The organism is Micromonospora saelicesensis (assembly GCF_900091575.1).
In the GTDB taxonomy this organism is placed as follows: Bacteria; Actinomycetota; Actinomycetes; order Mycobacteriales; family Micromonosporaceae; genus Micromonospora; species Micromonospora saelicesensis.
The window spans coordinates 147,964-169,461 of the sequence record NZ_FMCR01000007.1 but is presented as its reverse complement, the minus strand read 5'-3'; the positions used below and the strand labels follow the sequence as shown (position 1 = coordinate 169,461).

Sequence of the window (21,498 nt, the reverse complement as noted above, 5' to 3'; positions counted from 1 at the left end):
ACCTCCCCAGGGATGACGCGTCCCCATCGCAAGGCTGCGGACGACCGAGCGTCCTGGCTCGCGGCCCCCAGTTGTGGTTGGGGACCGCTCACAGTGGCGCGACCGCGCCGGATTCACACCGGCTTCCCTCGCGTCGCCGCAGATAGTGGGTCGACGGTAGCGGTGCCACCTCAGGCGGTCAACCCGGACCCCGCGCCCCGAACGTGTCCGGATACCGGTACGTCGACGAGGCGGACCAGCCGCAGGTGCCAATGGATTCGTCAGACCAAAAGGCGACACTGCCAGAAGCCGGTCGTGGCGCGCGTTCCGGGACTCAACAACAGTCTGTTACCGCTAACATGGTCAACCTGTCAGATCGACTCTGTGGCTCCGGGTTGACCCGGAGGGCTCGATCAGCGGCTGGGCGGGGTGTGGGGTGGACGAGAACGCGCCAGGACGGGTCGGGTGACGACCGGCGAGGTCGCGCGACGACCGGGCATCGTCGACGCGCATCATCACCTCTGGGTCCGGGCGCGGCACCCACAGCCCTGGATCGACCCGCACACCATGGCCGCGATCGACGATGACTTCACGCCGGTCGAGCTCGCCCCGGCGACCCGGGCCGCCGGAGTCACCCAGACCGTGGTCGTCCAGTCCGTCGCCGTTCGGTCGGAGTCGCCCGAGCTGCTCGGCATCGCGGCCGACGATCCCCTCATCGCCGGGGTCGTCGGCTGGGTCGACCTCACCGCCGCCGATGTCGACAGTCGCCTCGCCCGACTACGCAGGGCCCGTGGCGGCGAACGGCTGGTCGGGATCCGCCACCTGGTTCAGTCCGAACCGGACCCGACCTATCTCGACCGGCCGGACGTGCGGCACGGCATCGCCGCGGTCGGTGCCGCCGGTCTCGCCTTCGACCTCCTGGTGCGCCATTCTCAGCTGCCGTCGGCCACCCGGCTCGTCCGCGACCTGCCCCAGGTGCGGTTCGTCCTGGACCACCTCGGCAAGCCCCCGCTCGGGCGCGCCGATCTCGGTGACTGGCAGCGCGACCTGCGGACGCTCGCGGCCGAGCCCAACACGACGGCGAAGCTCTCCGGCCTGGTGACCGAGGTGGGCGGCGGGTCCTGGACGACGACGGACCTGCGGCCAGCAGTCGAGCACGCCCTGGACGTGTTCGGGCCGGATCGGCTGATGTTCGGCTCGGACTGGCCGGTGTGCCTGCTCGCCACCTCGTACACCCGCTGGGTCACCGTCCTCGGTGATCTGCTGGACCCGCTGTCCGACGACGAGCGGGCCGCGATCTGGCGCCAGACCGCCGGCCGGGTCTACCGGCTGACCCCGTCCTGAGACGGCAGCGCCTTCCCAACTGGGGACATAGCATGTTATCGATAACATGCTAACGGCGGCAGCGATGGTGATTTGGTCGGACGTATGCCTTTGACGGCGCAGGTAACGATGGCAAAACATGCTCGCAAGACCTTGGCAACATACGTGAATGCGTGGCAAGGTAACGCCTGATCGTGGGAAACATCCGACCTATCTCCAAGGGATGTGCGGCCACCTAGCCGCACCACCGTCCGAGCGGGGTCGGTCGCTCACAGGCGTTCGGCTCGTCGGCGGGTCCCCGTCGGACGCCGGCGCCGCGCTTGGGGAGGTCAGGTCCGACGATGAGTAGCGCCGAGGCAACCGCCGGCACGCAGCGCGGCGAACTCAGCGACTGGTTCCGGGAACGGATCTCCCACGCCGTCTCCGAGTTCACCGCCGCGACCGCGCTGGTCGTCCTGTTCATCGCCTTGACCTTCGCGAGTCCCTACTTCCTGACAGCGGACAACCTCTTCAACATCGGGGCCCAGACGGCGGTGATCGCCATCATCGCCACGGCCCAGACGATGGTCATCATCACGAAGGGCATCGACCTGTCCGTGGGGTCGGTCGCGGCGCTGGCCGGCGTGTTGGGCGCGATGGTCGTGCGCGACCTCGGCTTCTCGCTCTGGGCGGCGACGGCGGTCGCGATCGGCGTCGGCGCGCTGGCCGGGCTGTTGAACGGTCTGCTGGTGACGGTGGCCCGGATTCCGCCGTTCATCGCGACGCTCGGGACGATGTCCGTGGGTCGCGGCCTGGTCTTCATCATCACCGGAGCGGTCGGCGTCTACGGCCTGCCTCGGTCCTTCCAACTGCTCGGCAACGGGCAGATCCTCGGCATCCCGTTCGCCGTGGTGATCACCGTCCTGGTCGCCGTCGGGGTCGCCTTCCTGCTCTCCCAGACCCGCTTCGGTCAGTACACCTACGCGATGGGCTCCAATCTGGAGGCGGCTCGCCGCTCCGGCATCCGGGTAGGGCGGCACCTGACCGGGGTGTACGTGCTGGCCGGCGTGCTGGTCGGGCTGGGCGGCATGATCGCCGCGTCCCGGGTCAACTCCGGCCAGCCCAACTACGGGATCTCGCTGGAACTCGACGTCATCGCCGCCGCCGTCATCGGTGGAGCCAGCCTGTTCGGCGGGCAGGGCCGGATCGTCGGGACCATCATCGGCGCGTTCCTCATCGCCCTGGTCCGCAACGGCGCCGTCCTGCTCGACATCAGCATCCACTACCAGCAGGTGATCGTCGGCGTGATCATCTGGGCCGCCGTCTACTTCGACCAGTACCGCCGCCGGCGGCTGGAATCACGGGGTTGATATGCCATTCCGAGAGTCCGAACGAGGAAGGACACACACCATGGCACACACCACCACCAGCCGGCGGACGCGAGGACGACTCCTGCGCGCGCAGGCGATCCTGGCCGCGGCCGCGGCGACCGCCCTGCTCAGCGCCTGCGGCGGGGTCGAGGTCCGTGACGGCGGCGACGGCGCGACCAAGGACGCGAGCGGCCCGTTGAAGCTCGCCGTCGTACCCAAGGCGGTCGGGGCCGACTACTGGAACACGGTCAAGGCGGGCGCCGAGTGCGCCGCGCAGCGCGCCGGGGACGTCACCGTCCAGTGGGACGGGGTGACCACCGAGACCGACGTCGAGGGCCAGGTCAACCTGATCCAGAACTTCGTCACCAAGAAGGTCGACGGCATCGTCTACGCGGCGACCGACTCCAGCGCGCTGGCACCGGCGACCGACAAGGCACTCAGCGCCAACATCCCGGTCGCCATGATCGACTCCGGCACCAGCCCGCAGCCGTCGAACGTGCCCCTCTTCGCCACCGACAACCGCGCGTCGGCGACCGAGGCGGCGAAGCTGCTCGCCACCGAACTCGGCCCCGGCAACCACGAGGTGGCGCTCGTCGAGTTCCAGCCCGGATCGCAGACCAACACCGAGCGGGTCGACGGCTTCAAGGCCGGCCTCGCCCAGTACCCCAACCTGAAGCTTGTCGGCCAGCAGCCGAGCCGCAGTGACGTCAACGAGGCCCGACGGGTCACCGAGAACATCCTCACCGCCAACCCCAAGCTCGCCGGCGTCTTCGCGGCCAACGAGCCGAGCGTGCTCGGTGCCGCGCAGGCCATCCAGGCGGCCGGCAAGTCCGGCAAGGTGGTCATCATCGGCTGGGACGCGGCCCCGGACGAAATCGCCGGGGTGCGCAACGGCCAGATCTCGGCGCTGGTCGTGCAGAACCCGTTCAAGATGGGCTACTTCGGCGTCGACAAGATGGTCAAGCACCTTCGCGACAAGGCGCCGCTGGCGTCGGCCGACACCGGCGTCACGTTCGTCACTAAGGAGAACATCGACTCGGCGGAGATCAAGGCGGTGCTCGAGCCCAGCTGCGCCAACCCGCCGGTGCAGTGATGGGCGCGATCCCCACTGCCACTGCGGACAGCGCTCAGCAACCCACCGACGCGGAACCGCCGGTCCTCGAAGCCCGCGGCATCGTCAAGCGGTTCGGGCACGTCGAGGCGTTGCGTGGCGCCGACTTCACGGTCCGCCGAGGTGAGGTCGTCGCGCTGATCGGTGACAACGGCGCCGGCAAGAGCACCCTGATCAAGACCCTGTCCGGTGTGCACCCGCCCGACGAGGGCGAGATCCGGGTCGGCGGCCGTCCGGTCCAGTTCTCCACTCCGGTCGATGCCCGACGGGCGGGGGTGGAGACGGTCTACCAGGACCTCGCCGTCGCCGACGACCTCAGCGTGGCCGCCAACCTGTATCTCGGCCGGGAGATCCTCCGCTCCGGACCGCTCGGCCGGCTCGGGTTGTTGGACAAGCGCGCCATGCGCCAGGGCGCCGCCGCCGCCCTGGACGAACTCGGCGTACGGATCCCCCGGGTCACCACCCCGATCGCGATGCTCTCCGGTGGGCAGCGGCAGTGCGTGGCGGTGGCCCGGGCCATCATCTGGGCGACCAACGTGGTCATCCTCGACGAGCCCACCGCAGCCCTGGGTGTGGTCCAGACCGGGCGGGTGCTCGACGTCGTCCGGCGTGCCCGTGACGCCGGCATGTCGGTGGTGCTGGTGAGCCACAACATGCCGCAGGTGCTCGAGATCGCCGACCGGGTCGAGGTCCTGCGCCTCGGTCGGCGCGCTGCCCAACTCCGCGCCGACGAGGTCACCACCGACGATCTGGTCGCGGCGATGACCGGCAGCACCAACGTGGATCGGGACGAGCGGTGACGGCTGTCGTCCAGCGGGGCGCGCGCGATCCCGCCCGTCCGACGACCCGCAGCGGCGTCGGTCCGCCGCTGCGGCTGAGCCCACTGGGCTTCGGCGCCTCCCAGGGCGGCAACCTCTACCGGGCGACGTCGGACGAGCAGTTCGCCGCCGCGGTGGACACCGCGTGGGCAGGCGGCATCCGATACTTCGACACGGCACCGCACTACGGACTGGGCCTGTCCGAACGGCGGCTGGGCGCCGCCCTGCGCTCCCGCCCGCGCGGCGAGTACGTGGTGTCGACGAAGGTCGGCCGGCTGCTTGTGCCGTCGCCGGAGACGGCGCACCGGCGGGATCCGGAGGGGTTCGACGTTCCCGCCGATCATCGCCGGGCCTGGGACTTCAGCCGCGACGGCGTACGCCGATCGCTGGAGGCGAGCCTCCGCCGCACCGGCCTGGACCGGATCGACGTGGTGTATCTGCATGATCCGGACGAGCATTGGGGGCAGGCCGCGCGCGAGGCGATCCCGGCGTTGGTGGAGCTGCGGGAGCAGGGCGTGATCGGTGCCGTCGGGGCGGGGATGAACCAGTCCGCGATGCTGGCCCGCTTCGTGGCGGAGACCGACGTGGACGTGGTGATGTGCGCCGGCCGGTACACCCTGCTGGAGCAGGGCGCACTGACCGACCTGCTGCCTCTCGCGCAGGCCCGCCACGTCGGTGTGGTGGTCGCCGGTGTCTACAACTCCGGGCTGCTGGCCCGGGACATGCCGCCGACCGACGCCGTCTACGACTACCAGCAGGCGCCGGCAGAGGTGATCGATCACGCCCGCCGGATAGCGCGGGTCTGTCAGATGTACGGCGTCACGCTGCCTCAGGCGGCGTTGGCGTTCGTCCGTCGTCACCCGGCCGTGGTCTCGACGGTGGTCGGCATGCGGGACCAGGCCCAGGTGACCGAGACCCTGCGGCGATCCGACGTCGACGTCCCGGATCAGCTCTGGGCGGCGTTGTACGACGAGGGGCTGCTCGACGTACAGCCATGAGGGTCGACCATCACGACCGAGCCGTCTCGATGCTGGCGTCGGCGTCGTCGGGTAACCCCTGCAACGACTCCTCCACGCCGATCAGGTGGTTGGCCATCCGGGTGCGCGCCCGCTCCGGGTCGCGTGCCACGAGGGCCTTCAGGATCGCCACGTGTTCGTCATGGGTCCGCAGGTCCGCGCCCTCCTCGTGCAGACTCCGCCAGAGCCGGCCACGGATGGTGCGCCCGGCAAAGGCTTCTATCAGGCCGACGAGCACCGGATTTTCGGCGTGCACCGCGATGATCCGGTGGAAGGCGATGTCGATCTCCATGATCCGCTCGTGGTCCGGCGGTGACTGGCCGATCAACCGGGCCGCCTCGTCGAGCAGGTCACCCGCCTGGGCCAGGGCCTCGTCGGTGATCCTGGTCGCCGCGAGGCAGGCGGCCTCGCACTCCAGCAGACGGCGAACGGTGTGGATGTGCCGCGGGTCGCCCTGGCCCTGGAAATCCACAACGAAACCCATCGGGGCCAGCAGTTGTGGCGCGTCGAGGTTGGTGACGTAGGTGCCGTCGCCCTGGCGGATGTTGACGATGCCGAGGATCGACAGGGCCGACATCCCCTCGCGCAGGGACCCCCGCGAGACACCGAGCTGCTCGGCGAGGTCCTTCTCGATGGGCAACCGGTCCCCGGGCCTGAACTGCCCTTCGAGGATCATCCGCTTGATGCCGTTGACCACTTCGTCAGTGCGAGACATGATCCCCCTAACGGCCGGCGGGGGTGGCCTTCCCACCCGCGATCACGTACGCCGCCTCCGGAGATGACACGGTAGTCGGGTCTGTCGCCGCCCAGTAGTGGCCGTCGGGGAACCGGTAGAGCGCGACCGACTCCTGACGCATCCGGGTGGAGTAGCCGGGCTGGCTGGGCAGGACGTATCCGCTGCCGGAACCGGTGTCCCGGATGATGCAGGGATCGGTGAAGTGCTCGTGCAGGTGGTCGACGAACTCGGTGACCCGGTTGGTGAGGTCCCCCGAGATCGCGACGTAGTCGAGCACCGACACGTGTTGGACCATCTCGCACAGCCCGACACCGCCGGCGTGCGGGCACACCGGGACGTCGAACTTCGCGGCGAGCAGCAGCACGGCGACGATCTCGTTGATGCTGGCCAACCGGCCGGTGTCCAGCTGGCAGAAGTCGATGGCCTCGGCTTGGAACAGCTGCTTGAACATCACCCGGTTGTGGCAGTGTTCGCCGGTGGCGACGCCGATCGGAGCGACGGCGCGGCGGACGGCCGCATGGCCCAGGATGTCGTCGGGGCTGGTCGGCTCCTCGATCCACAGTGGCTTGAACTGGGCGAGGGCGGTCACCCACTCGATGGCCTGACCGACGTCCCACACCTGGTTGGCGTCGATCATGAGGTTGCGATCCGGCCCGAGGATCTCCCGCGCGATCGCGCATCGGCGGATGTCGTCGTCGAGGTTGGCGCCCACCTTGAGCTTGACGTAGCCGTAGCCGGTGTCCACCGCTTCCTGACACAGCCGGCGCAGCTTGTCGTCGCCGTAGCCGAGCCAACCCGCCGAGGTGGTGTAGGCGGGGTAGCCGGTCCGGTCGAGTTCGGCGAGGCGGGCGGCCTTCGTGCCCTCCTTGGCCCGCAGGATGGCGAGTGCCTCGTCCCGGGTCAGGGCGTCGGACAGGTAGCGCAGGTCCGCGATGTCGACGAGTTGCTCGGGGGACATGTCGACGAGCAGCCGCCACAGCGGCTTGTCGGCGAGCCGGGCGACCAGGTCCCACGACGCGTTCAGCACGGCCGCCAGGGACAGGTGGACGACACCCTTCTCCGGACCGAGCCAGCGCAGTTGCGAGTCGGAGGTGAGGAGGCGGTAGACCGCGCCCATGTCCGCTGCCATCGTCGCCACGTCCAGGCCCACGAGAAGCTGTGCCTGGTGGACTGCCGCCGCCGCGACGATGTCGTTGCCTCGACCGATGGTGAAGGTCAGGCCGTGCCCCGCGAGTGGTGCCCCCACGCCGTCGACACCGTCGGTGTGCAGGACGACGTAGGCCGCCGAGTAGTCGCCGTCCTTGTTCATGGCGTCTGACCCGTCAGCGGTCAGGGAGGTGGGGAAGCGGACGTCTTCGACGGTGACGGCGGTGATCTGCGGCATGCGCTCCTCGCCCGGCTAGGCTAAAGATCAGATGATCACTGGGAGTATACGGAGGGCCGCTCCAGCACGTCAACGATGTCGATCACCGCAGGCCCACAGACATATGATGTTTGGCCCGCCGGGTCGATCCGCCTTGCCGTCGATCGTGCCGGTTGACGGGCGAAGGTGACGCGAGTGGCGGTCCGTGGAGATTGGATGTTCCGCCCCACCCCAAGGTATTGACGGCGGGGTATGGGTGCGGCCTGCGCCACCATGGCCTCGATACGTCACATCTTTGTCGACTGTCGACACCGGCGCGGAGAGCCCGTCTCCGGTGCCTGGCGTCGGTCGCCGTGGCGTGGTCGGCCGGGGTGGTGACGGTGATCACCGAGTCGGCGTCGACACGCCCGAGACCGACATGTGGGGTGTGACAACGGCTGCGCCCCTATATATGGTGTCGAGCGTAGCTGGTTCGGCCGCTCATCCGGGGCGGTCGAGGCAACAGGGAACCCGGTGGAAATCCGGGACTGTCCCGCAGCGGTGAGTGGGAACGACCGCCGTCAACAGCACTGGGCCACCAATCGGCCTGGGAAGCGACGGCCAGTAGGAGACCGGCGACACCGGTCGTGCCCGCGAGTCCGAAGACCTGCCAGCGCGCCGCGTACCCGCACGGGTGGGCGGCGGTCCGAGGCCGCGTGGGACGGCTGACGCCACCTGACCCCACGCCGGGCTGGCGTGGCGTCCGTCGGTGTCTGTCTCCTCGCGTCCGGACCACCAGGTCTCGAACTCCGAGGAGCGAGTGGTGACAGTCACCGAGGTAGTCCCGGCCAGCGCCGATGCGGCAGGGCGGCGGACGCCGATGCAGGTCCGCAAGCGCGACGGCGGCACCGAACCCGTGGACGTGAACAAGATCGTCCGTGCGGTCGAGCGGTGGGCCGACGACCTGACCGACGTCGACCCGATGCGGGTGGCCACCCGCACCATCAGCGGCCTGTACGACGGCGCGACCACTGCCGAACTGGACCGGCTGTCCATCCAGACCGCTGCCGAGATGATCGGTGAGGAGCCGCAGTACTCGCGCCTCGCCGCGCGGCTGCTGGCCGGCTACGTCGACAAGGAGGTGCGTCGACAGGGCATCACCTCGTTCAGCGCGGCGATCCGGGCCGGCCACGCCGAGGGTCTGATCGGTGACGACACCGCCGCGTTCGTCGCCGCACACGCCGCGACCCTCGACCACGCCATCGACCCGAACGGCGACCGCCGGTTCGAGTACTTCGGCCTGCGCACTGTGTACGACCGCTACCTGCTGCGCCACCCCACCAGCCGACTGGTGCTGGAGACCCCGCAGTACTGGCTGCTGCGGGTGGCGTGCGGCCTGTCCCGGACGGCCGACGAGGCGGTCGACTTCTACCGGCTGATGTCCAGCCTGGCCTACCTGCCCAGCTCACCGACCTTGTTCAACTCCGGGACCCGGCACACCCAGATGTCCTCCTGCTACCTGATCGACTCCCCGCTCGACGAGCTGGACTCGATCTACCAGCGGTACGCCCAGGTCGCCAACCTGTCCAAGTTCGCCGGTGGCATCGGCATCGCGTACTCCCGGGTCCGCTCCCGGGGAGCGCTGATCCGGGGCACGAACGGGCAGTCAAACGGGATCGTGCCGTGGCTGCGCACCCTAGACGCGAGCGTCGCCGCGGTAAACCAGGGTGGCCGGCGCAAGGGCGCGGCCTGCGTCTATCTGGAGCCGTGGCACCCGGACATCGAGGAGTTCCTGCAACTGCGGGACAACACCGGCGAGGACGCCCGACGTACCCACAACCTCAACCTGGCCAACTGGATCCCGGACGAGTTCATGCGCCGGGTCGAGGCCGACGAGCTGTGGTCGCTGTTCGACCCGCACGAGGTGCCCGAGCTGCCCGACCTGTGGGGGGAACGGTTCGACGCCGCGTACCGGGAGGCCGAGGCACACTGTCGCTACGTACGACAGGTCCCGGCACGGGAGCTGTACGGGAAGATGATGCGGACCCTCGCCCAGACCGGCAACGGCTGGATGACCTTCAAGGACGCCGCCAACCGGCTCTGTAACCAGACCGCCGAGCCAGGCAACGTGGTGCATCTGTCGAACCTCTGCACCGAGATCGTCGAGGTGTCCAGTGACACCGAGACCGCAGTGTGCAACCTCGGCTCGGTGAACCTCGCCGCCCACCTCACCGACGGCGGCATCGACTGGGAGCGACTGCGCGCCACGGTGCGGACCGCGGTGACCTTCCTCGACCGGGTCATCGACATCAACTACTACCCGACCGCGCAGGCGGCGGCGAGCAATCCCCGCTGGCGGCCGGTCGGACTCGGGCTGATGGGCCTCCAGGACGTCTTCTTCGCGCTGCGGCTGCCGTTCGACTCGCCGGCCGCACGGGAGCTGTCCACCCTGATCAGCGAGGAGCTGTACCTGACCGCGCTGGAGACCTCCGCCGACCTGGCGCGCGACTTCGGCGCGCATCCGGCGTACCCGCAGACCCGGGCCGCGCGGGGCCAGCTCCAGCCCGACCTGTGGGGCGTCCAGGGTACGCAGACCGCCAGGTGGGACGCGCTGCGCGAGCGGGTCGGGGCGTACGGGCTGCGCAACTCGCTGCTCGTGGCGGTCGCGCCGACCGCGACCATCGCCTCGATCGCCGGGTGCTACGAGTGCATCGAGCCGCAGGTGTCCAACCTGTTCAAGCGCGAGACCCTGTCGGGGGAGTTCCTCCAGGTCAACACCGCTCTGGTACGCGAGCTGAAGGCCCGCGGTCTGTGGACCGAGCGGATCCGTTCGGCGATCAAGCGGGCGGAGGGGTCGGTGCAGGACATCGCCGAGCTGCCGGTCGGCGTACGGGAGCTGTTCCGCACCGCGTGGGAGCTGCCGCAGCGGGCGCTGATCGACCTGGCCGCCGCCCGCGCCCCGTTCATCGACCAGTCCCAGTCGCTGAACCTGTTCCTGGCCGCGCCGACCATCGGCAAGCTCTCCTCGATGTACCTGTACGCCTGGAAGGCCGGGCTGAAGACCACCTACTACCTGCGCTCGCGCCCCGCGACGCGGATCCAGCAGGCCACCGTCAGCGCCGTCGCACCCGTCGTCGTCGACGCGGAGGCGCTGGCCTGCTCGCTGGAGAACCCCGAGTCGTGCGAGGCCTGCCAGTGACTTCCGCCGCCAGCACCACCGACGCCAGCACCACCGACACGAGGACCACGCACATGCTGCTCGACCCCGGGATGGACCTGACTCTCCGCCCGATGCGCTACCCGCACTTCTTCGACCGGTTCCGCGACGCGATCCGCAACACCTGGACGGTCGAGGAGGTCGACCTGCACGCCGACCTCGCTGACCTGGACAAGCTGTCGCCGGCCGAACGGCACCTGGTCAGCCGCCTGGTGGCGTTCTTCGCCACCGGTGACACGATCGTCGCCAACAACCTGGTGCTCAACCTCTACCAGCACGTCAACAGCCCGGAGGGTCGCCTCTACCTGTCCCGCCAGCTGTTCGAGGAGGCCGTGCACGTCCAGTTCTATCTCAACCTGCTCGACACGTACGTGCCCGACGAGACGGAGCGCTTCGCGGCCTTCGCGGCCATCGAGAACATCCCCTCGATCCGTCGTAAGGCCGAGTTCTGCTTCCGGTGGATCGACTCCCTCAACGACCTGCGGGAGCTGCGGTCCCGCGAGGACCGGCGGACGTTCCTGCTCAACCTGATCTGCTTCGCCGCCTGCATCGAGGGGTTGTTCTTCTACGGCGCGTTCGCGTACGTCTACTTCCTGCGCTCCCGCGGCCTGCTGCACGGCCTCGCCTCGGGCACCAACTGGGTGTTCCGCGACGAGTCCATGCACATGGCGTTCGCGTTCGACGTCGTCGACACCGTCCGTGCCGAGGAGCCGGACCTGTTCGACGACGACCTCGCCGACCAGGTTCGCCGGATGCTCACCGAGGCGGTCGAGTGTGAGGTGCAGTTCGCCGAGGACCTGTTGGGCCATGGTGTGCCCGGCCTGACGTTGGCCGACATGCGGGAGTACCTCCAGCACGTCGCCGACCGCCGCCTCGCCCAGCTCGGCATCGCGCCGCACTACGGGTCGAGCAACCCGTTCGGCTTCATGGAGTTGCAGGACGTGCAGGAGCTGTCCAACTTCTTCGAGCGGCGGGTGTCGGCGTACCAGGTCGGGGTGACCGGCACTGTCGCCTTCGACGACGATTTCTAGGCGGCAACCGATCCGGGGGCCTGGCGTCGCTTGGTGAGCCACCGCATCACGTGCAGTGGGTGCGACGCCGGGTCCGGGATCGGGTGGAAGACGTGTTCGACAGCGCCGTCGGCGACGATCAGGGTCAGCCGTTCGTAGAGCGTCATGTCGCCCGCGGTGCGGGTCGGCAGCCGTAGCGCGTCGGCCAGGGTCAGCCTCGGGTCGGGGATCAGCGGGTAGGGCAGCCGCAGTCGGTGCGCGAGTTCTCGCTGGTACCCGGTCGACTGCGCGGACAGGCCGTACACTCGGGCGGCGCCGGCCGCGCGGAGCTCGGCGTGGTGGTCGCGGAACCAGGCGGCCTGCTCGGTGCTGCCGCGCGCGCCGTGGACCTCCAGCAGTCCGTTGGGCAGGTCGACGCCCGGTCGTCCGGTCAGCGGGTAGACGAAGATGACGCTGCGCCCGGGGCCGAGCGCGCCGAGATCGACCGGTCGGCCGTCGGTGCCGTAGAAGGACAGCGGTGGCAATCTGACGCCGACCAGCGCGGTGGGGTCGGCGCCTTCGGCGGGACTGCCGGGTACGACCTGGGTCGCGGCGGCGTCCAGGCGCGCGTCCAGCGCGTCCCGCTGAGCGGTCAGCTTGCCGATCCGTTCCTGGAGGTTGGTGATGGTGCTGCGGTACGTGGCCACCGCCGCCGCGCACACGTCGGTGTCGTCGGAACCATCGGCGATCGACTCGACGAACGGGCGGGTCTCCTCGACGGTGAGGCCGAGCGCCATCAGCTCCCGGATCTGCGCCACCAGCCGCACCGCGATCGGGTCGTACTCCCGGTAGCCGTTGCTCAACCGCCGGGGTACGACCAGCCCGGCCGACTCGTAGTACCGCAGTGCCCGGACCGTGGTTCCGGTCCGTCGTGCCAACTCACCCACCCGCATCCCGCGACCCTAAACCCGCACCCCGGGGTACGGGTCAACGTGTCCATCGTCGCGGTGTCAGGGCCGCCGTTTCCTGCCAGTCTGGCTGCGAACAGGCAGCTTGAGCAGGGAGTGTGTGATGACGGCAATCAGTCTGGTGCGGGCCCGGCAGATCCTCGACAGCAGGGGCAACCCGACAGTGGAGGCCGACGTGGTCCTCGCCGACGGGTCGACCGGCCGGGCGGCCGTGCCGTCCGGCGCGTCGACGGGGGCGAACGAGGCGGTCGAGCTGCGCGACGGGGACCGGACGCGTTTTCACGGCAAGGGCGTCAGCACGGCCGTCGCCGCGGTCAACGGCGAGATCGCCGACGCGGTGCTCGGGCTCGACGCGGAGGACCAGGCCCTGATCGACGAGACGATGATCGCTCTCGACGGTTCCAAGGACAAGGGTCGACTGGGCGCCAACGCGATCCTGGCGGTGTCCCTGGCGACCGCGAAGGCGGCGGCGTCGGCCCACCGGCAGCCGCTGTACCGCTACGTCGGTGGCGTGGGCGCCCGCCTGCTGCCGGTGCCGATGATGAACATCATCAACGGTGGCGCGCACGCCGACAATCCGCTCGACTTCCAGGAGTTCATGATCGCCCCGGTCGGAGCGCAGACGTTCGCCGAGGCGGTCCGGATGGGCGCGGAGGTCTTCCACACCCTCAAGGCGTCCCTGGCCGCGGCCGGGCACAACACCAACGTCGGTGACGAGGGCGGCTTCGCGCCGAACGTCACGGACGCCGACGAGGCGCTGCGGTTCGTGCTGCGCGCCATCGAGGACACCGGTTACCAGCCCGGCGTCGACGTGCGAATCTGCCTCGACCCGGCCAGCTCGGAGTTCTTCCGCGCGGGTGTCTACGACTACGTCGGCGAGGGACGCCAGCGCACCGTCGAGGAGCACATCGACTACCTGCTCGACCTGGTCTCCCGGTACCCGATCAGCTCGATCGAGGACCCGATGGCCGAGGACGACATCGCCGGCTGGAAGCGGCTGACCGCGGTGGCGGGGGAGCGCGTGCAGTTGGTCGGCGACGACGTCTTCTGCACCGACGTCGACCGGCTGCGCGACGGGATCGACGGCGGCTACGCCAACGCGATCCTGGTCAAGGTCAACCAGATCGGCACCCTCACCGAGACCCTGGCGACGGTGGACGCCGCGCACAAGGCGGGGTACCGGGTGGTGATGTCGCACCGATCCGGGGAGACCGAGGACACCACCATCGCCGACCTGGCTGTGGGTGTCGGCTGCGGTCAGATCAAGACCGGTTCGCTGTCGCGCTCCGACCGCACGGCCAAGTACAACCAGCTCATCCGCATCGAGGAGGAGTTGGGCGAGCGCGCCAGCTACGCCGGAGGCCGCTGAGGGGTGTGCCTCGGTCGGGTGGCGAGGTTCAGGTCGGTGAGGAGCTTCTCCACCCGGCCCCGGATCTCGTCGCGGATCGGGCGGACGGCGTCGACGCCCTTGCCGGCGGGGTCGTCGAGCTTCCAGTCCTCGTAGCGCTTGCCGGGGAAGACCGGGCAGGCGTCGCCGCAGCCCATGGTCACGATGACGTCGGAGGACTCCGCGGTCGCGTACTCGAGGAGTTCGGGGGTCTGGTCGGTGATGTCGATGCCGACCTCGCGCATGGCCTGCACGGCGGCGGGGTTGATCGTCTCGGCGGGTGCGGAGCCGGCCGAGGGTCTGGGGGCGGGCGCGGGGCGCGACGGTGCTCCCGGAGGCTTCACCGTGACGAGCGGTATACCTGTGAGTCATATTTATGACCCAGAGGTATACCGCTCGTCGGAGCGAGACGCCGGGCAGCCCGTGCAGTCGGACGGTCCCCCCGAAGTGAGGTGTCCTCCCGTCGGGGCGCGGTCGGGCGGACCACCGCCAAGGCCGGCAGGCACCGTCACCGTCGGCTGGCACAGGCGACACACGTACGCGCGGACGGGCGGGCGACGAGGCGCTCGGCGGGAATCGGCCGGGCGCACCGTTCGCACACGCCGTAGCTGCCGTCGTCGACCCGTCGCAGCGCGACGTCCAGCTCGGCCAGGCGTCGGCGGGTGGCGTCCAGAACGGCGGTGAGCTGCGCGCGTTCGAAGGCGATAGTGCTGCCCTCGGGGTCGTGCTCGTCATCGGCGTTGGACGACCGGGACGCCTCGAAAAGGCTCCGGAGGTCACCGTCCAGGGCGGTGGCCTGGATTTCGGTCTGCTCGCGCAGCCGCAGCAACTCCTCGCGAACCGCGCTGGAATCCCTGTTCATGACCGTTCCACACTACCTGGGGGATGACGGCGGTCACATCACTGGCATTCTGAGACGACCGGTCATATCGTTATGTCTGCCAGTCAGCCGGAACCCGGGCGAGAGGAGTGCCACGAGATGTCACGAACGAAGTCGCCGGCCTCCGCCGGGACCCGGCAACGGTTGTCCGACGCCGCGTTGGATCTGTTCCACCTGCGGGGTTACAACGGGACGAGCGTCCAGGACATCGTCGCCGCGGCCGGGGCGCCCAAGGGCACCTTCTACAACCACTTCGCCAGCAAGGAGGATCTCGCCCTCGACTCGGTGGCGAGATACTCCGCGGCGATGGGGCTGGAGATGCTCGACGAGAAGCAGGGTGGCACCCCGCTTGAGCGGATCACCGATCATCTGAGGTACATCACCGGCCTCGGCGACACCATGGGTGACCGTGGGTGCCTGCTCGGCAACTTCGCCACCGAGATCCCGGCGCACAGCGATGTCCTGCGCAACGCCGTCGACGCCGGTTTCGGCCGCTGGGTCGCCGCGCTCGCTGCGGCGATCGAGCAAGCGCGGGCTGCCGGTGAACTGCACGGCGACGAACCCGCCACTGATCTCGCCGGCTTCGTCGTCTCCAGCTACGAGGGCGCGGCAGCGCGGGCGAAGGCATCCGGTGATCCGGCCGCCCTCCGCGAGTTCTTCACGATCACCACGGCCCGGATCCTCACCTGATCCGCGTCCGATCCAAGCGGTAACAGTCTGAGTCGTTTCGTACGACCCGGCGCGTACCCAATCCAAGACGACCGGTCGTACGCCTTCGACCGGGAAGTAGCACCTGCATTGAGGAGTGAGACATGAGCACGTACCTGATCAATCACCTGCGTATCCCGGGCGGAGTGCCGACCGAGGAGTCCCTGCGTTACCTGGAGCAGGTGCAGGCCACCACCGAGGCGTACGGCGCCAAGTGGCTCGTGCTGGATGCCCAGGTGCAGGTCCTCGAGGGCAGCTGGCCCGGTTCGGTCGTGCTGATCGAGTTCCCGGACGCGGACACCGCCATGACCTGGTACAACTCGCCCGAGTACCAGGCGATCCTGGCGCTACGCGTCGATCACACCATCAACGACCTGGTCCTGGTGGACTCGGTCGGCCCGGACTTCACGGTGGCCGGCTACGCGCGTCAGATCCGGACCTTGCTCGGCCAGTGACCAGCGCTCGCTGACCTGCCGTGCCGCGATCCCCGCGCACGCCGCGCCGTGCGCGGGGATCGGCTACATGAAGTTGCGGGTGTGCAGGGCGGAGAGCGCCGCCGCCTCGTCGGCCCGGAAGCCCAGGCGGACGAGGCGGCGTTGACGGCCCTGATCCATCGCGTGTTGCAGGGCCTGCACCCGGTCGAAGCCGGCGGACACGTCGTCCGGATGCCAACCACCCGCCGCGAGCACCACCAGCGCGTCGAAGACGTCCGCGTTGAGGCCCGCCGTGTCGACCAGCGCGTCGTGGCGGCGGTGGATGGCCGCCCGTAGTCGGTCCCGCAGCAGCGGATCCAGCCGCGCCTGATGCTCCAGGTGTGCCATGCCGAACACCACGTGCCGGCGCTCGTCCTGCATGGCGAGCCAACAGATCCGGCGGGTAACCGGGTCCGGGGCGTTCTCGTGCAGGAACGAGAGCAGGTCGACGAAGCTGCCCTCGCCGAGCACCGAGAGCAGGAACGACGCCAACGCGAAGTCCGACTCCGCGACGAGGGTGAACAGCGACTGCCGACCGCCGGCGGATGACGTGCCCATGTCGGCGCCCCGCAGCAGCGCCCGCCGGCTGAAGACCTCCATGTGCCGGGCCTCGTCGGCCATCTGCACGGCGAGAAGCTGCACCACCTCCCGGAAGTGCGGATGGATGCGCCCCACGAAGCGGGCCGGCACGACGAGGGCGGCCTGCTCGTTCTCGACCAGGTAGGTCATCACCTGTACCACCGCGGCCTCGACGTCGGCCGGCAGCGCGAACGGGTCGTCCCACGGCACCGCGGTCTGCGGGTCCCACTGTCGGGCGGCAGCCTGCGCGTACAGGTGGGGGGCGATGTCGGCCCAGACTAGGTCGCGGTCGTCCAGGTCGAACCGGGCCTCCGGACCACCGGCTTCGAGCAGCGCGCCCCGGGCGCCGAGCCCCCACCGCGCGGGTGGACGGCTGCTGAGCGCCGACGGCAGGGCCGGCCCGGCCCGCTCCGCGCCGAACCAGCGGTCGTCATCCGCCGACCCCCGGACCACCACCGCGACGAGGTCGTTCGCCTCGCCCCGATCCGGCCATTCGACCCGATGACCCCGGCCGCGACACCAGGCGGGCAGGTGTACGCGCAGCGCCGGGTCGCGCCCGGAGACCGCCAACCGGCCGCCGGGCGGCAACCCGGCCAGGGCGCGCTGCACCAACAGGTGCGCGCCCCGGCCGAAACCCAGCTCACCCAGGTCGACCTCGGCGACCGGTGTCGCGCTCACGGCCGGTAGTCCGTGGCCGTCACCCGCCCGTCGGGGGAGTAGAAGCCGCTGGCGTCGACCGCGTCGGCGAGGGCGTCATACCCGGTGGTGCGGCCCTCCCGCCAGGCCGTCAGCCCCTCCAGGTCGAGCAGCGGACGCACCTGCGGATCGGCGTACGACATGCCGAGCAGCAGCGTGCCGAAGAGCCGGACGCCTTCGGACTCCGGCGCGCGGACCGTCATGTTGCAGTGGTCGTAGCGTGCGGTCTGCGCCACGATCCGGGTGCCCTCGGGCGGTAGCGTGCCCTCCTGGACGAACGCCAGGTGGTTGGCGTCGATCATGCAGGCGGCGTCGACCTCCCCGGCCGTCAGGGCGCGGGCCGCGTCGCGTTCGCCGCCGATGTGGTCCCCGTGCAGGCCGACACCCACGTCGAAGCGTCGTACGTCGACAGTGACCCCGGCCGCCGCGAGGTGACCCAGCGGAATCAGCGTCGCTTGTGGATTGTCGATCGCCCCGACTGCGACCACCCGTCCGGCGAGGTCCGCGAGCTGGCGCACCGGCGAGTCCGCGCGAACCACCACGACCGAGGTGAGGTCCTGGTCGGTGTCGCGCATGGTGAGCGCGCGAACGGCCGTGCCGTTGGCGGACGCCAGCCGCTCGGCCCGCAGCCAGGCCAGGGGAGAGTTCCAGGCCGCGTCGATCCGCCCGGCGAGGAGGTCCTCGACCTGTCGCTCGTAGTGGGAGTAGAGGACGAAGTCGAAGTCCAGGCCCCGCCCGCGCAGCCAGGTGCGGAAGCCCTCCCAGATGGTCACCACCTTGGGGTCGTACGCGACCGCGCCCAGCAGAACGGTAGGCGCGGGCATCAGCGGTTGGCCTCGTCGAGCAGCGGCAGCCCGGTGGCGACCCGACCGACGAAATCGTGCAGCGCGTCGGTGGTCGGTGCCATCACCCGGGCCGCGCGGGCGTCCCGGAAACGGCGCTCAAGGCCCAACTCCTTGCGGAAGGCGCTGCCGCCGCAGAGCTGCATCGCGCCATCGGTCACGTCGGCGACGGTCTCGCCGGCGAGCGCCTTGACCTGGAGCACTCGCAGCATGGCGTCGGCGCGGCCGGTCTCCAGGGCGGTGAGCGTGTCGCCCAGGAAGGCGCGCAGCGCGTCGGTGCGGATCATCAGCCGGGCGAGGTCGCGTCGGGTGACAGGCGCGTCGCGCAGGGCAGCGCCGGTGTGCGTGAGCGTGGTCCGGGTGAGATGTCGGCCGGCCTCGGCCACCGCGCTGTCGGCGAGACCGAGGCAGAAGGCGGCGTTGAGCACCAGGAACCAGGGCAGGACCGCGCCGAGGGCGGTGTCCAGCCCGGCCCCGTCGGCCGCCATCCTCGCCGTCGCCGGGACCTGGAGCCCGTCGGCGGTCATCGGGCGGGAGCCGTTGCCGCGTAGGCCCAGCCCGTCGAAGTCGCCGGCCACGCTCAGGCCCGCGCTGTCGGCCGGCACCAGCCACAGCGTCATCGGGCCGGCGTCGCGGGTCAGCGGAAGGCTCGACCAGACGTAGCTGTTGGCCTCGCCGGCCGAGGTGACCCAGCTCTTACGGGCGTCGAGGCGGACGGTGTCGTCGTCGGCGGCTGTCGCGGTGCCGGTCGGCGACCAGAAGTGGCTGCGCGAGCCGTACTCGGAGAACGCCAACGTGGTGAGGTGATCGCCGGTGGCGATGGCCGCGCGGACGTCGTGCGGGCCGTACGCCTCGATGACGGCGGTCGCCGCGTAGTGCATGAGCACCACCATCGCGGTGGACCCGCACTCGGCGGCCAGCCGCTCGATCACCTCGGCGACCGTCCGCATGCCGTGGCCGGCGCCGCCGATCTCGGTCGAGGAGGCCAGGCCGAGCAGGCCGGCCGCGGCGAGAGCGTCGACACCCGGACGGGGGAAGGCCCCGTCCCGGTCGACGATCGGTGCGTGTGGGCGGATCACGTCGTCGATCACCGTGCCGAGCGTGTCCGTGGGGTCGGCGGCGGTCTGGGCATTGTCGACACTGGTCGTCATGCTCGGTACCCCTTAAGGCAGGCCGATGGGACCGCCGCCGACACTATCCGACCCCGTGGACGCAGCGCGAGCGTCGGATCACCGTCTGATACGGGCGTTGTCCCGGTGGGGCCGGCCGTGCCCGTCGTCCCGGTCGATGCGCAGCTCGCGCTCCAACTCGGTGATGACCGCCCGCAGGTCGTCCAACCGTTGGGTGAGCGCGATCCGGTCCACCTCGTCCGGTACGCCGTCGCCGTCCTCGTCGTACCCCGGAGCGAGTCGCTCGGTCATCTCCAACCGGCGGGCCTCCTCCATGGAGTTCACGATGACCGCGATGAGGATGTTGAGCAGCAGGTTGACGGTGATGACCACGTAGCTGACGTAGTAGAGCAGCGTCCATGGTGAGATCGCCATGCCCTGCTGGATGAGGTCCGGCAGCGTCTCCAGCGACAACAGCACGAACAACGTCAGCAGCGATCGGCCGATGTCGCCGTACTCCTCCGGATACCTGTTGCCGAAGATCAGCCAGCCGGCCATGCCGTACACGTAGAGCGTCACCACGGCCAGGGCGAGGAACCCGGTCACGCCCGGCAGGCTGCGCCACAGCGCGGAGACGATGGTCCGCAGACCCGGGGAGAACCGGACCAGGCGGACCATGCGGGCGACCCGGACGACCCGCAGCAGCGCCGGGTCGCCGTGCAGGCCCGGGATGAAGATCGCCGCGATCACCACGAAGTCGAAGACGTTCCAGCCGTGCCGGAAGAAGTCCTGTGGGCGCCTGCCGTAGGCGGCCAGCCGGACGGCGATCTCGACGACGAAGACGGCCCGGAAGAACAGCTCCAGCGCGTGCAGCGCGGTGCCCGCCGGGCTCAGGTCGTCGTACGTCTCCAGGCCGAGAACGATGCCGTTGGCGAGGATGACCACGACGATGGCGATCTCGAAGGGCCGTGACCGGGCGAGCCGGTCGCAACGGTCGGTCCAACCCGAGCGGTGCGACGGCGGTGTGGACGGACCACCCCGCTGGGCGGGCACGGGTGCGTCACTCACCAGTCGGCCGGCTCGATGAGGCGCGCCGGGGCCGGGGCCCACCTCCGGCCGTCGTCGTGGCGGTGCGGCTGGTGTGCGGGCATGCCCACCAGCCTATCCAAGATCAACGACGCTGCGCGACCACGCCGTCCGTGCAGAGTGACTCGTTCGCTGCGCGTCGGCGCGATCCGTGCGGCGACGACACAAATCGCGAACGGCGTTTGCGGTTTACAGTAGATCAGTGAGTGAGACAGCCGCGAGCGGCCCCGACCGGCAGCCGATCTGGAGCAGGCCCGAACGCGGCAGCCGCGGCCCCGCTCCGGCGCACAGCCGGGACGCCATCGTCGTGGCCGCCATCAACCTGGCCGACACCGAAGGGCTGGCCGCGGTGTCGATGCGCGCCGTGGCCGCCGCGCTCGGTACCGGCGCCGGTTCCCTCTACCGCTACCTGTCATCCCGCGACGACCTGCTGGACCTGATGACCGACCGGGCCGTGGGGGAGCTGCGCCCGTACCCGCAGGTGGAGGGCGACTGGTTGGAGACGATGGTGCTGCTGGGGCGCCGGCAGTTGGCGCTGTTCGGCGCCCACCCGTGGCTGCTCGACGTGATCCACCGGCCCTCCGGCATCGGCCCGCAGAGCCTGGCCTGGTTCGACAACTGCATCCGGATCCTGGAACCCGTGCGCTGCCCCGTGGCCGCCAAGTTCGAGACCATCGCGATGATGACCGGCGTGGTGAGCCTCTTCGCCCGCCGCGAGTCCGCCGCCGGGGCGTTCAGCTTCGCCGGAGTGGACCTCGCGGCGTACCCGCACCTGGTCGCGGCGTTCAGTCAGCCCTCCGGACCGGCACCCCGGGCGGACCTCGTCGAACGGACCCTGCGCAGTCTGCTGACCGGCCTGCTGCTCGGGGAGCCGACCGACGCGGGCTGAC

General features: G+C 70.1%; 20 protein-coding genes and 2 riboswitches. Of the genes, 11 read left to right on the top strand and 9 right to left on the bottom strand.

Going from position 1 to position 21,498, the window contains the following annotated elements; all coding sequences use genetic code 11:
* Positions 1-25: 25 nt before the first annotated feature.
* A riboswitch (cobalamin riboswitch) is annotated at positions 26-170 on the bottom strand.
* A gap of 274 nt (positions 171-444) precedes the next feature.
* From GA0070561_RS27250 to GA0070561_RS27230, 5 genes are all read left to right on the top strand, one after another.
* Complete coding sequence (locus GA0070561_RS27250) at positions 445-1,323, top strand: amidohydrolase family protein (protein ID WP_091406816.1); 879 nt, start codon at positions 445-447, stop codon at positions 1,321-1,323.
* A gap of 320 nt (positions 1,324-1,643) precedes the next feature.
* Entirely contained in the window at positions 1,644-2,651 is a 1,008-nt protein-coding gene (locus tag GA0070561_RS27245; RefSeq protein ID WP_091406814.1) for an ABC transporter permease, read from the top strand.
* Between the two features lie 40 nt (positions 2,652-2,691).
* Positions 2,692-3,744 (top strand): ABC transporter substrate-binding protein, encoded by a 1,053-nt coding sequence (locus GA0070561_RS27240; protein WP_091406812.1) that lies wholly within the window; start codon positions 2,692-2,694, stop codon positions 3,742-3,744.
* Complete coding sequence (locus tag GA0070561_RS27235; protein ID WP_091406810.1) at positions 3,744-4,562, top strand: ATP-binding cassette domain-containing protein; 819 nt, start codon at positions 3,744-3,746, stop codon at positions 4,560-4,562. The genes GA0070561_RS27240 and GA0070561_RS27235 overlap by 1 nt, the downstream gene beginning before the upstream one ends.
* Positions 4,559-5,578 carry an aldo/keto reductase gene (locus tag GA0070561_RS27230; protein WP_167362500.1) on the top strand — a complete coding sequence of 340 codons (1,020 nt, stop codon included), beginning with the start codon at positions 4,559-4,561 and terminating at the stop codon, positions 5,576-5,578. The genes GA0070561_RS27235 and GA0070561_RS27230 overlap by 4 nt, the downstream gene beginning before the upstream one ends.
* A 10-nt stretch (positions 5,579-5,588) precedes the next feature.
* On the opposite strand, the gene GA0070561_RS27225 is transcribed toward GA0070561_RS27230, so the two are convergent.
* Both GA0070561_RS27225 and GA0070561_RS27220 read right to left on the bottom strand, forming a co-directional pair.
* Positions 5,589-6,311 carry a FadR/GntR family transcriptional regulator gene (locus tag GA0070561_RS27225; RefSeq protein WP_091406806.1) on the bottom strand — a complete coding sequence of 241 codons (723 nt, stop codon included), beginning with the start codon at positions 6,309-6,311 and terminating at the stop codon, positions 5,589-5,591.
* A 7-nt stretch (positions 6,312-6,318) separates the two neighbouring features.
* Positions 6,319-7,716: an enolase C-terminal domain-like protein gene (locus GA0070561_RS27220; protein WP_091406804.1), complete on the bottom strand. Its 1,398-nt coding sequence runs from the start codon at positions 7,714-7,716 to the stop codon at positions 6,319-6,321.
* 430 nt (positions 7,717-8,146) lie between these two features.
* A riboswitch (cobalamin riboswitch) is annotated at positions 8,147-8,363 on the top strand.
* 191 nt (positions 8,364-8,554) lie between these two features.
* Between GA0070561_RS27220 and GA0070561_RS27215 the strand changes: the two genes are divergently transcribed.
* Complete coding sequence (locus GA0070561_RS27215) at positions 8,555-10,873, top strand: ribonucleoside-diphosphate reductase subunit alpha (protein WP_244166471.1); 2,319 nt, start codon at positions 8,555-8,557, stop codon at positions 10,871-10,873.
* Between the two features lie 53 nt (positions 10,874-10,926).
* A complete protein-coding gene (locus GA0070561_RS27210) occupies positions 10,927-11,922 on the top strand; it encodes a ribonucleotide-diphosphate reductase subunit beta (protein WP_091407360.1) in 996 nt (331 codons plus the stop codon).
* Here GA0070561_RS27210 and GA0070561_RS27205 read toward each other — a convergent pair.
* Positions 11,919-12,833, bottom strand: coding sequence for a MerR family transcriptional regulator (locus GA0070561_RS27205; protein ID WP_091406798.1), 915 nt, complete (start codon positions 12,831-12,833; stop codon positions 11,919-11,921). The two genes, GA0070561_RS27210 and GA0070561_RS27205, sit on opposite strands and share 4 nt — an antisense overlap.
* Positions 12,834-12,951: 118 nt before the next feature.
* Here GA0070561_RS27205 and eno point away from each other — a divergent pair, with 118 nt between their 5' ends.
* The gene (eno, locus tag GA0070561_RS27200; protein ID WP_091406796.1) at positions 12,952-14,217 is read left to right on the top strand and encodes a phosphopyruvate hydratase; all 1,266 of its coding nucleotides are present in this window, start codon (positions 12,952-12,954) and stop codon (positions 14,215-14,217) included.
* On the opposite strand, the gene GA0070561_RS27195 is transcribed toward eno, so the two are convergent.
* Positions 14,199-14,579 carry an arsenate reductase/protein-tyrosine-phosphatase family protein gene (locus GA0070561_RS27195; protein WP_244166456.1) on the bottom strand — a complete coding sequence of 127 codons (381 nt, stop codon included), beginning with the start codon at positions 14,577-14,579 and terminating at the stop codon, positions 14,199-14,201. The two genes, eno and GA0070561_RS27195, sit on opposite strands and share 19 nt — an antisense overlap.
* Before the next feature lie 164 nt (positions 14,580-14,743).
* A complete protein-coding gene (locus GA0070561_RS27190) occupies positions 14,744-15,097 on the bottom strand; it encodes a TraR/DksA family transcriptional regulator (RefSeq protein ID WP_091406793.1) in 354 nt (117 codons plus the stop codon).
* Between the two features lie 117 nt (positions 15,098-15,214).
* Here GA0070561_RS27190 and GA0070561_RS27185 point away from each other — a divergent pair, with 117 nt between their 5' ends.
* Together GA0070561_RS27185 and GA0070561_RS27180 are read left to right on the top strand one after the other, a co-directional pair.
* Entirely contained in the window at positions 15,215-15,805 is a 591-nt protein-coding gene (locus GA0070561_RS27185) for a TetR/AcrR family transcriptional regulator (protein ID WP_167362499.1), read from the top strand.
* Between the two features lie 122 nt (positions 15,806-15,927).
* The gene (locus GA0070561_RS27180; protein WP_091406788.1) at positions 15,928-16,278 is read left to right on the top strand and encodes a DUF1330 domain-containing protein; all 351 of its coding nucleotides are present in this window, start codon (positions 15,928-15,930) and stop codon (positions 16,276-16,278) included.
* A gap of 63 nt (positions 16,279-16,341) precedes the next feature.
* Here GA0070561_RS27180 and GA0070561_RS27175 read toward each other — a convergent pair whose 3' ends face one another.
* The 4 genes from GA0070561_RS27175 to GA0070561_RS27160 all read right to left on the bottom strand — a co-directional run bounded on the left by GA0070561_RS27175 (position 16,342) and on the right by GA0070561_RS27160 (position 20,590).
* Positions 16,342-17,553 (bottom strand): hypothetical protein, encoded by a 1,212-nt coding sequence (locus tag GA0070561_RS27175; protein ID WP_091406786.1) that lies wholly within the window; start codon positions 17,551-17,553, stop codon positions 16,342-16,344.
* The gene (locus tag GA0070561_RS27170; protein ID WP_091406784.1) at positions 17,550-18,395 is read right to left on the bottom strand and encodes a phosphate/phosphite/phosphonate ABC transporter substrate-binding protein; all 846 of its coding nucleotides are present in this window, start codon (positions 18,393-18,395) and stop codon (positions 17,550-17,552) included. The genes GA0070561_RS27175 and GA0070561_RS27170 overlap by 4 nt, the downstream gene beginning before the upstream one ends.
* A complete protein-coding gene (locus GA0070561_RS27165; RefSeq protein ID WP_091406782.1) occupies positions 18,395-19,564 on the bottom strand; it encodes an acyl-CoA dehydrogenase family protein in 1,170 nt (389 codons plus the stop codon). Before GA0070561_RS27165 ends, GA0070561_RS27170 begins: the two co-directional genes overlap by 1 nt.
* A 78-nt stretch (positions 19,565-19,642) precedes the next feature.
* Positions 19,643-20,590 carry an ion transporter gene (locus GA0070561_RS27160; protein WP_091406780.1) on the bottom strand — a complete coding sequence of 316 codons (948 nt, stop codon included), beginning with the start codon at positions 20,588-20,590 and terminating at the stop codon, positions 19,643-19,645.
* Positions 20,591-20,810: 220 nt separating this feature from the next.
* Here GA0070561_RS27160 and GA0070561_RS27155 point away from each other — a divergent pair, with 220 nt between their 5' ends.
* The gene (locus tag GA0070561_RS27155; protein ID WP_091406778.1) at positions 20,811-21,497 is read left to right on the top strand and encodes a TetR/AcrR family transcriptional regulator; all 687 of its coding nucleotides are present in this window, start codon (positions 20,811-20,813) and stop codon (positions 21,495-21,497) included.
* The last annotated feature ends 1 nt before the right edge of the window (position 21,498 follow it).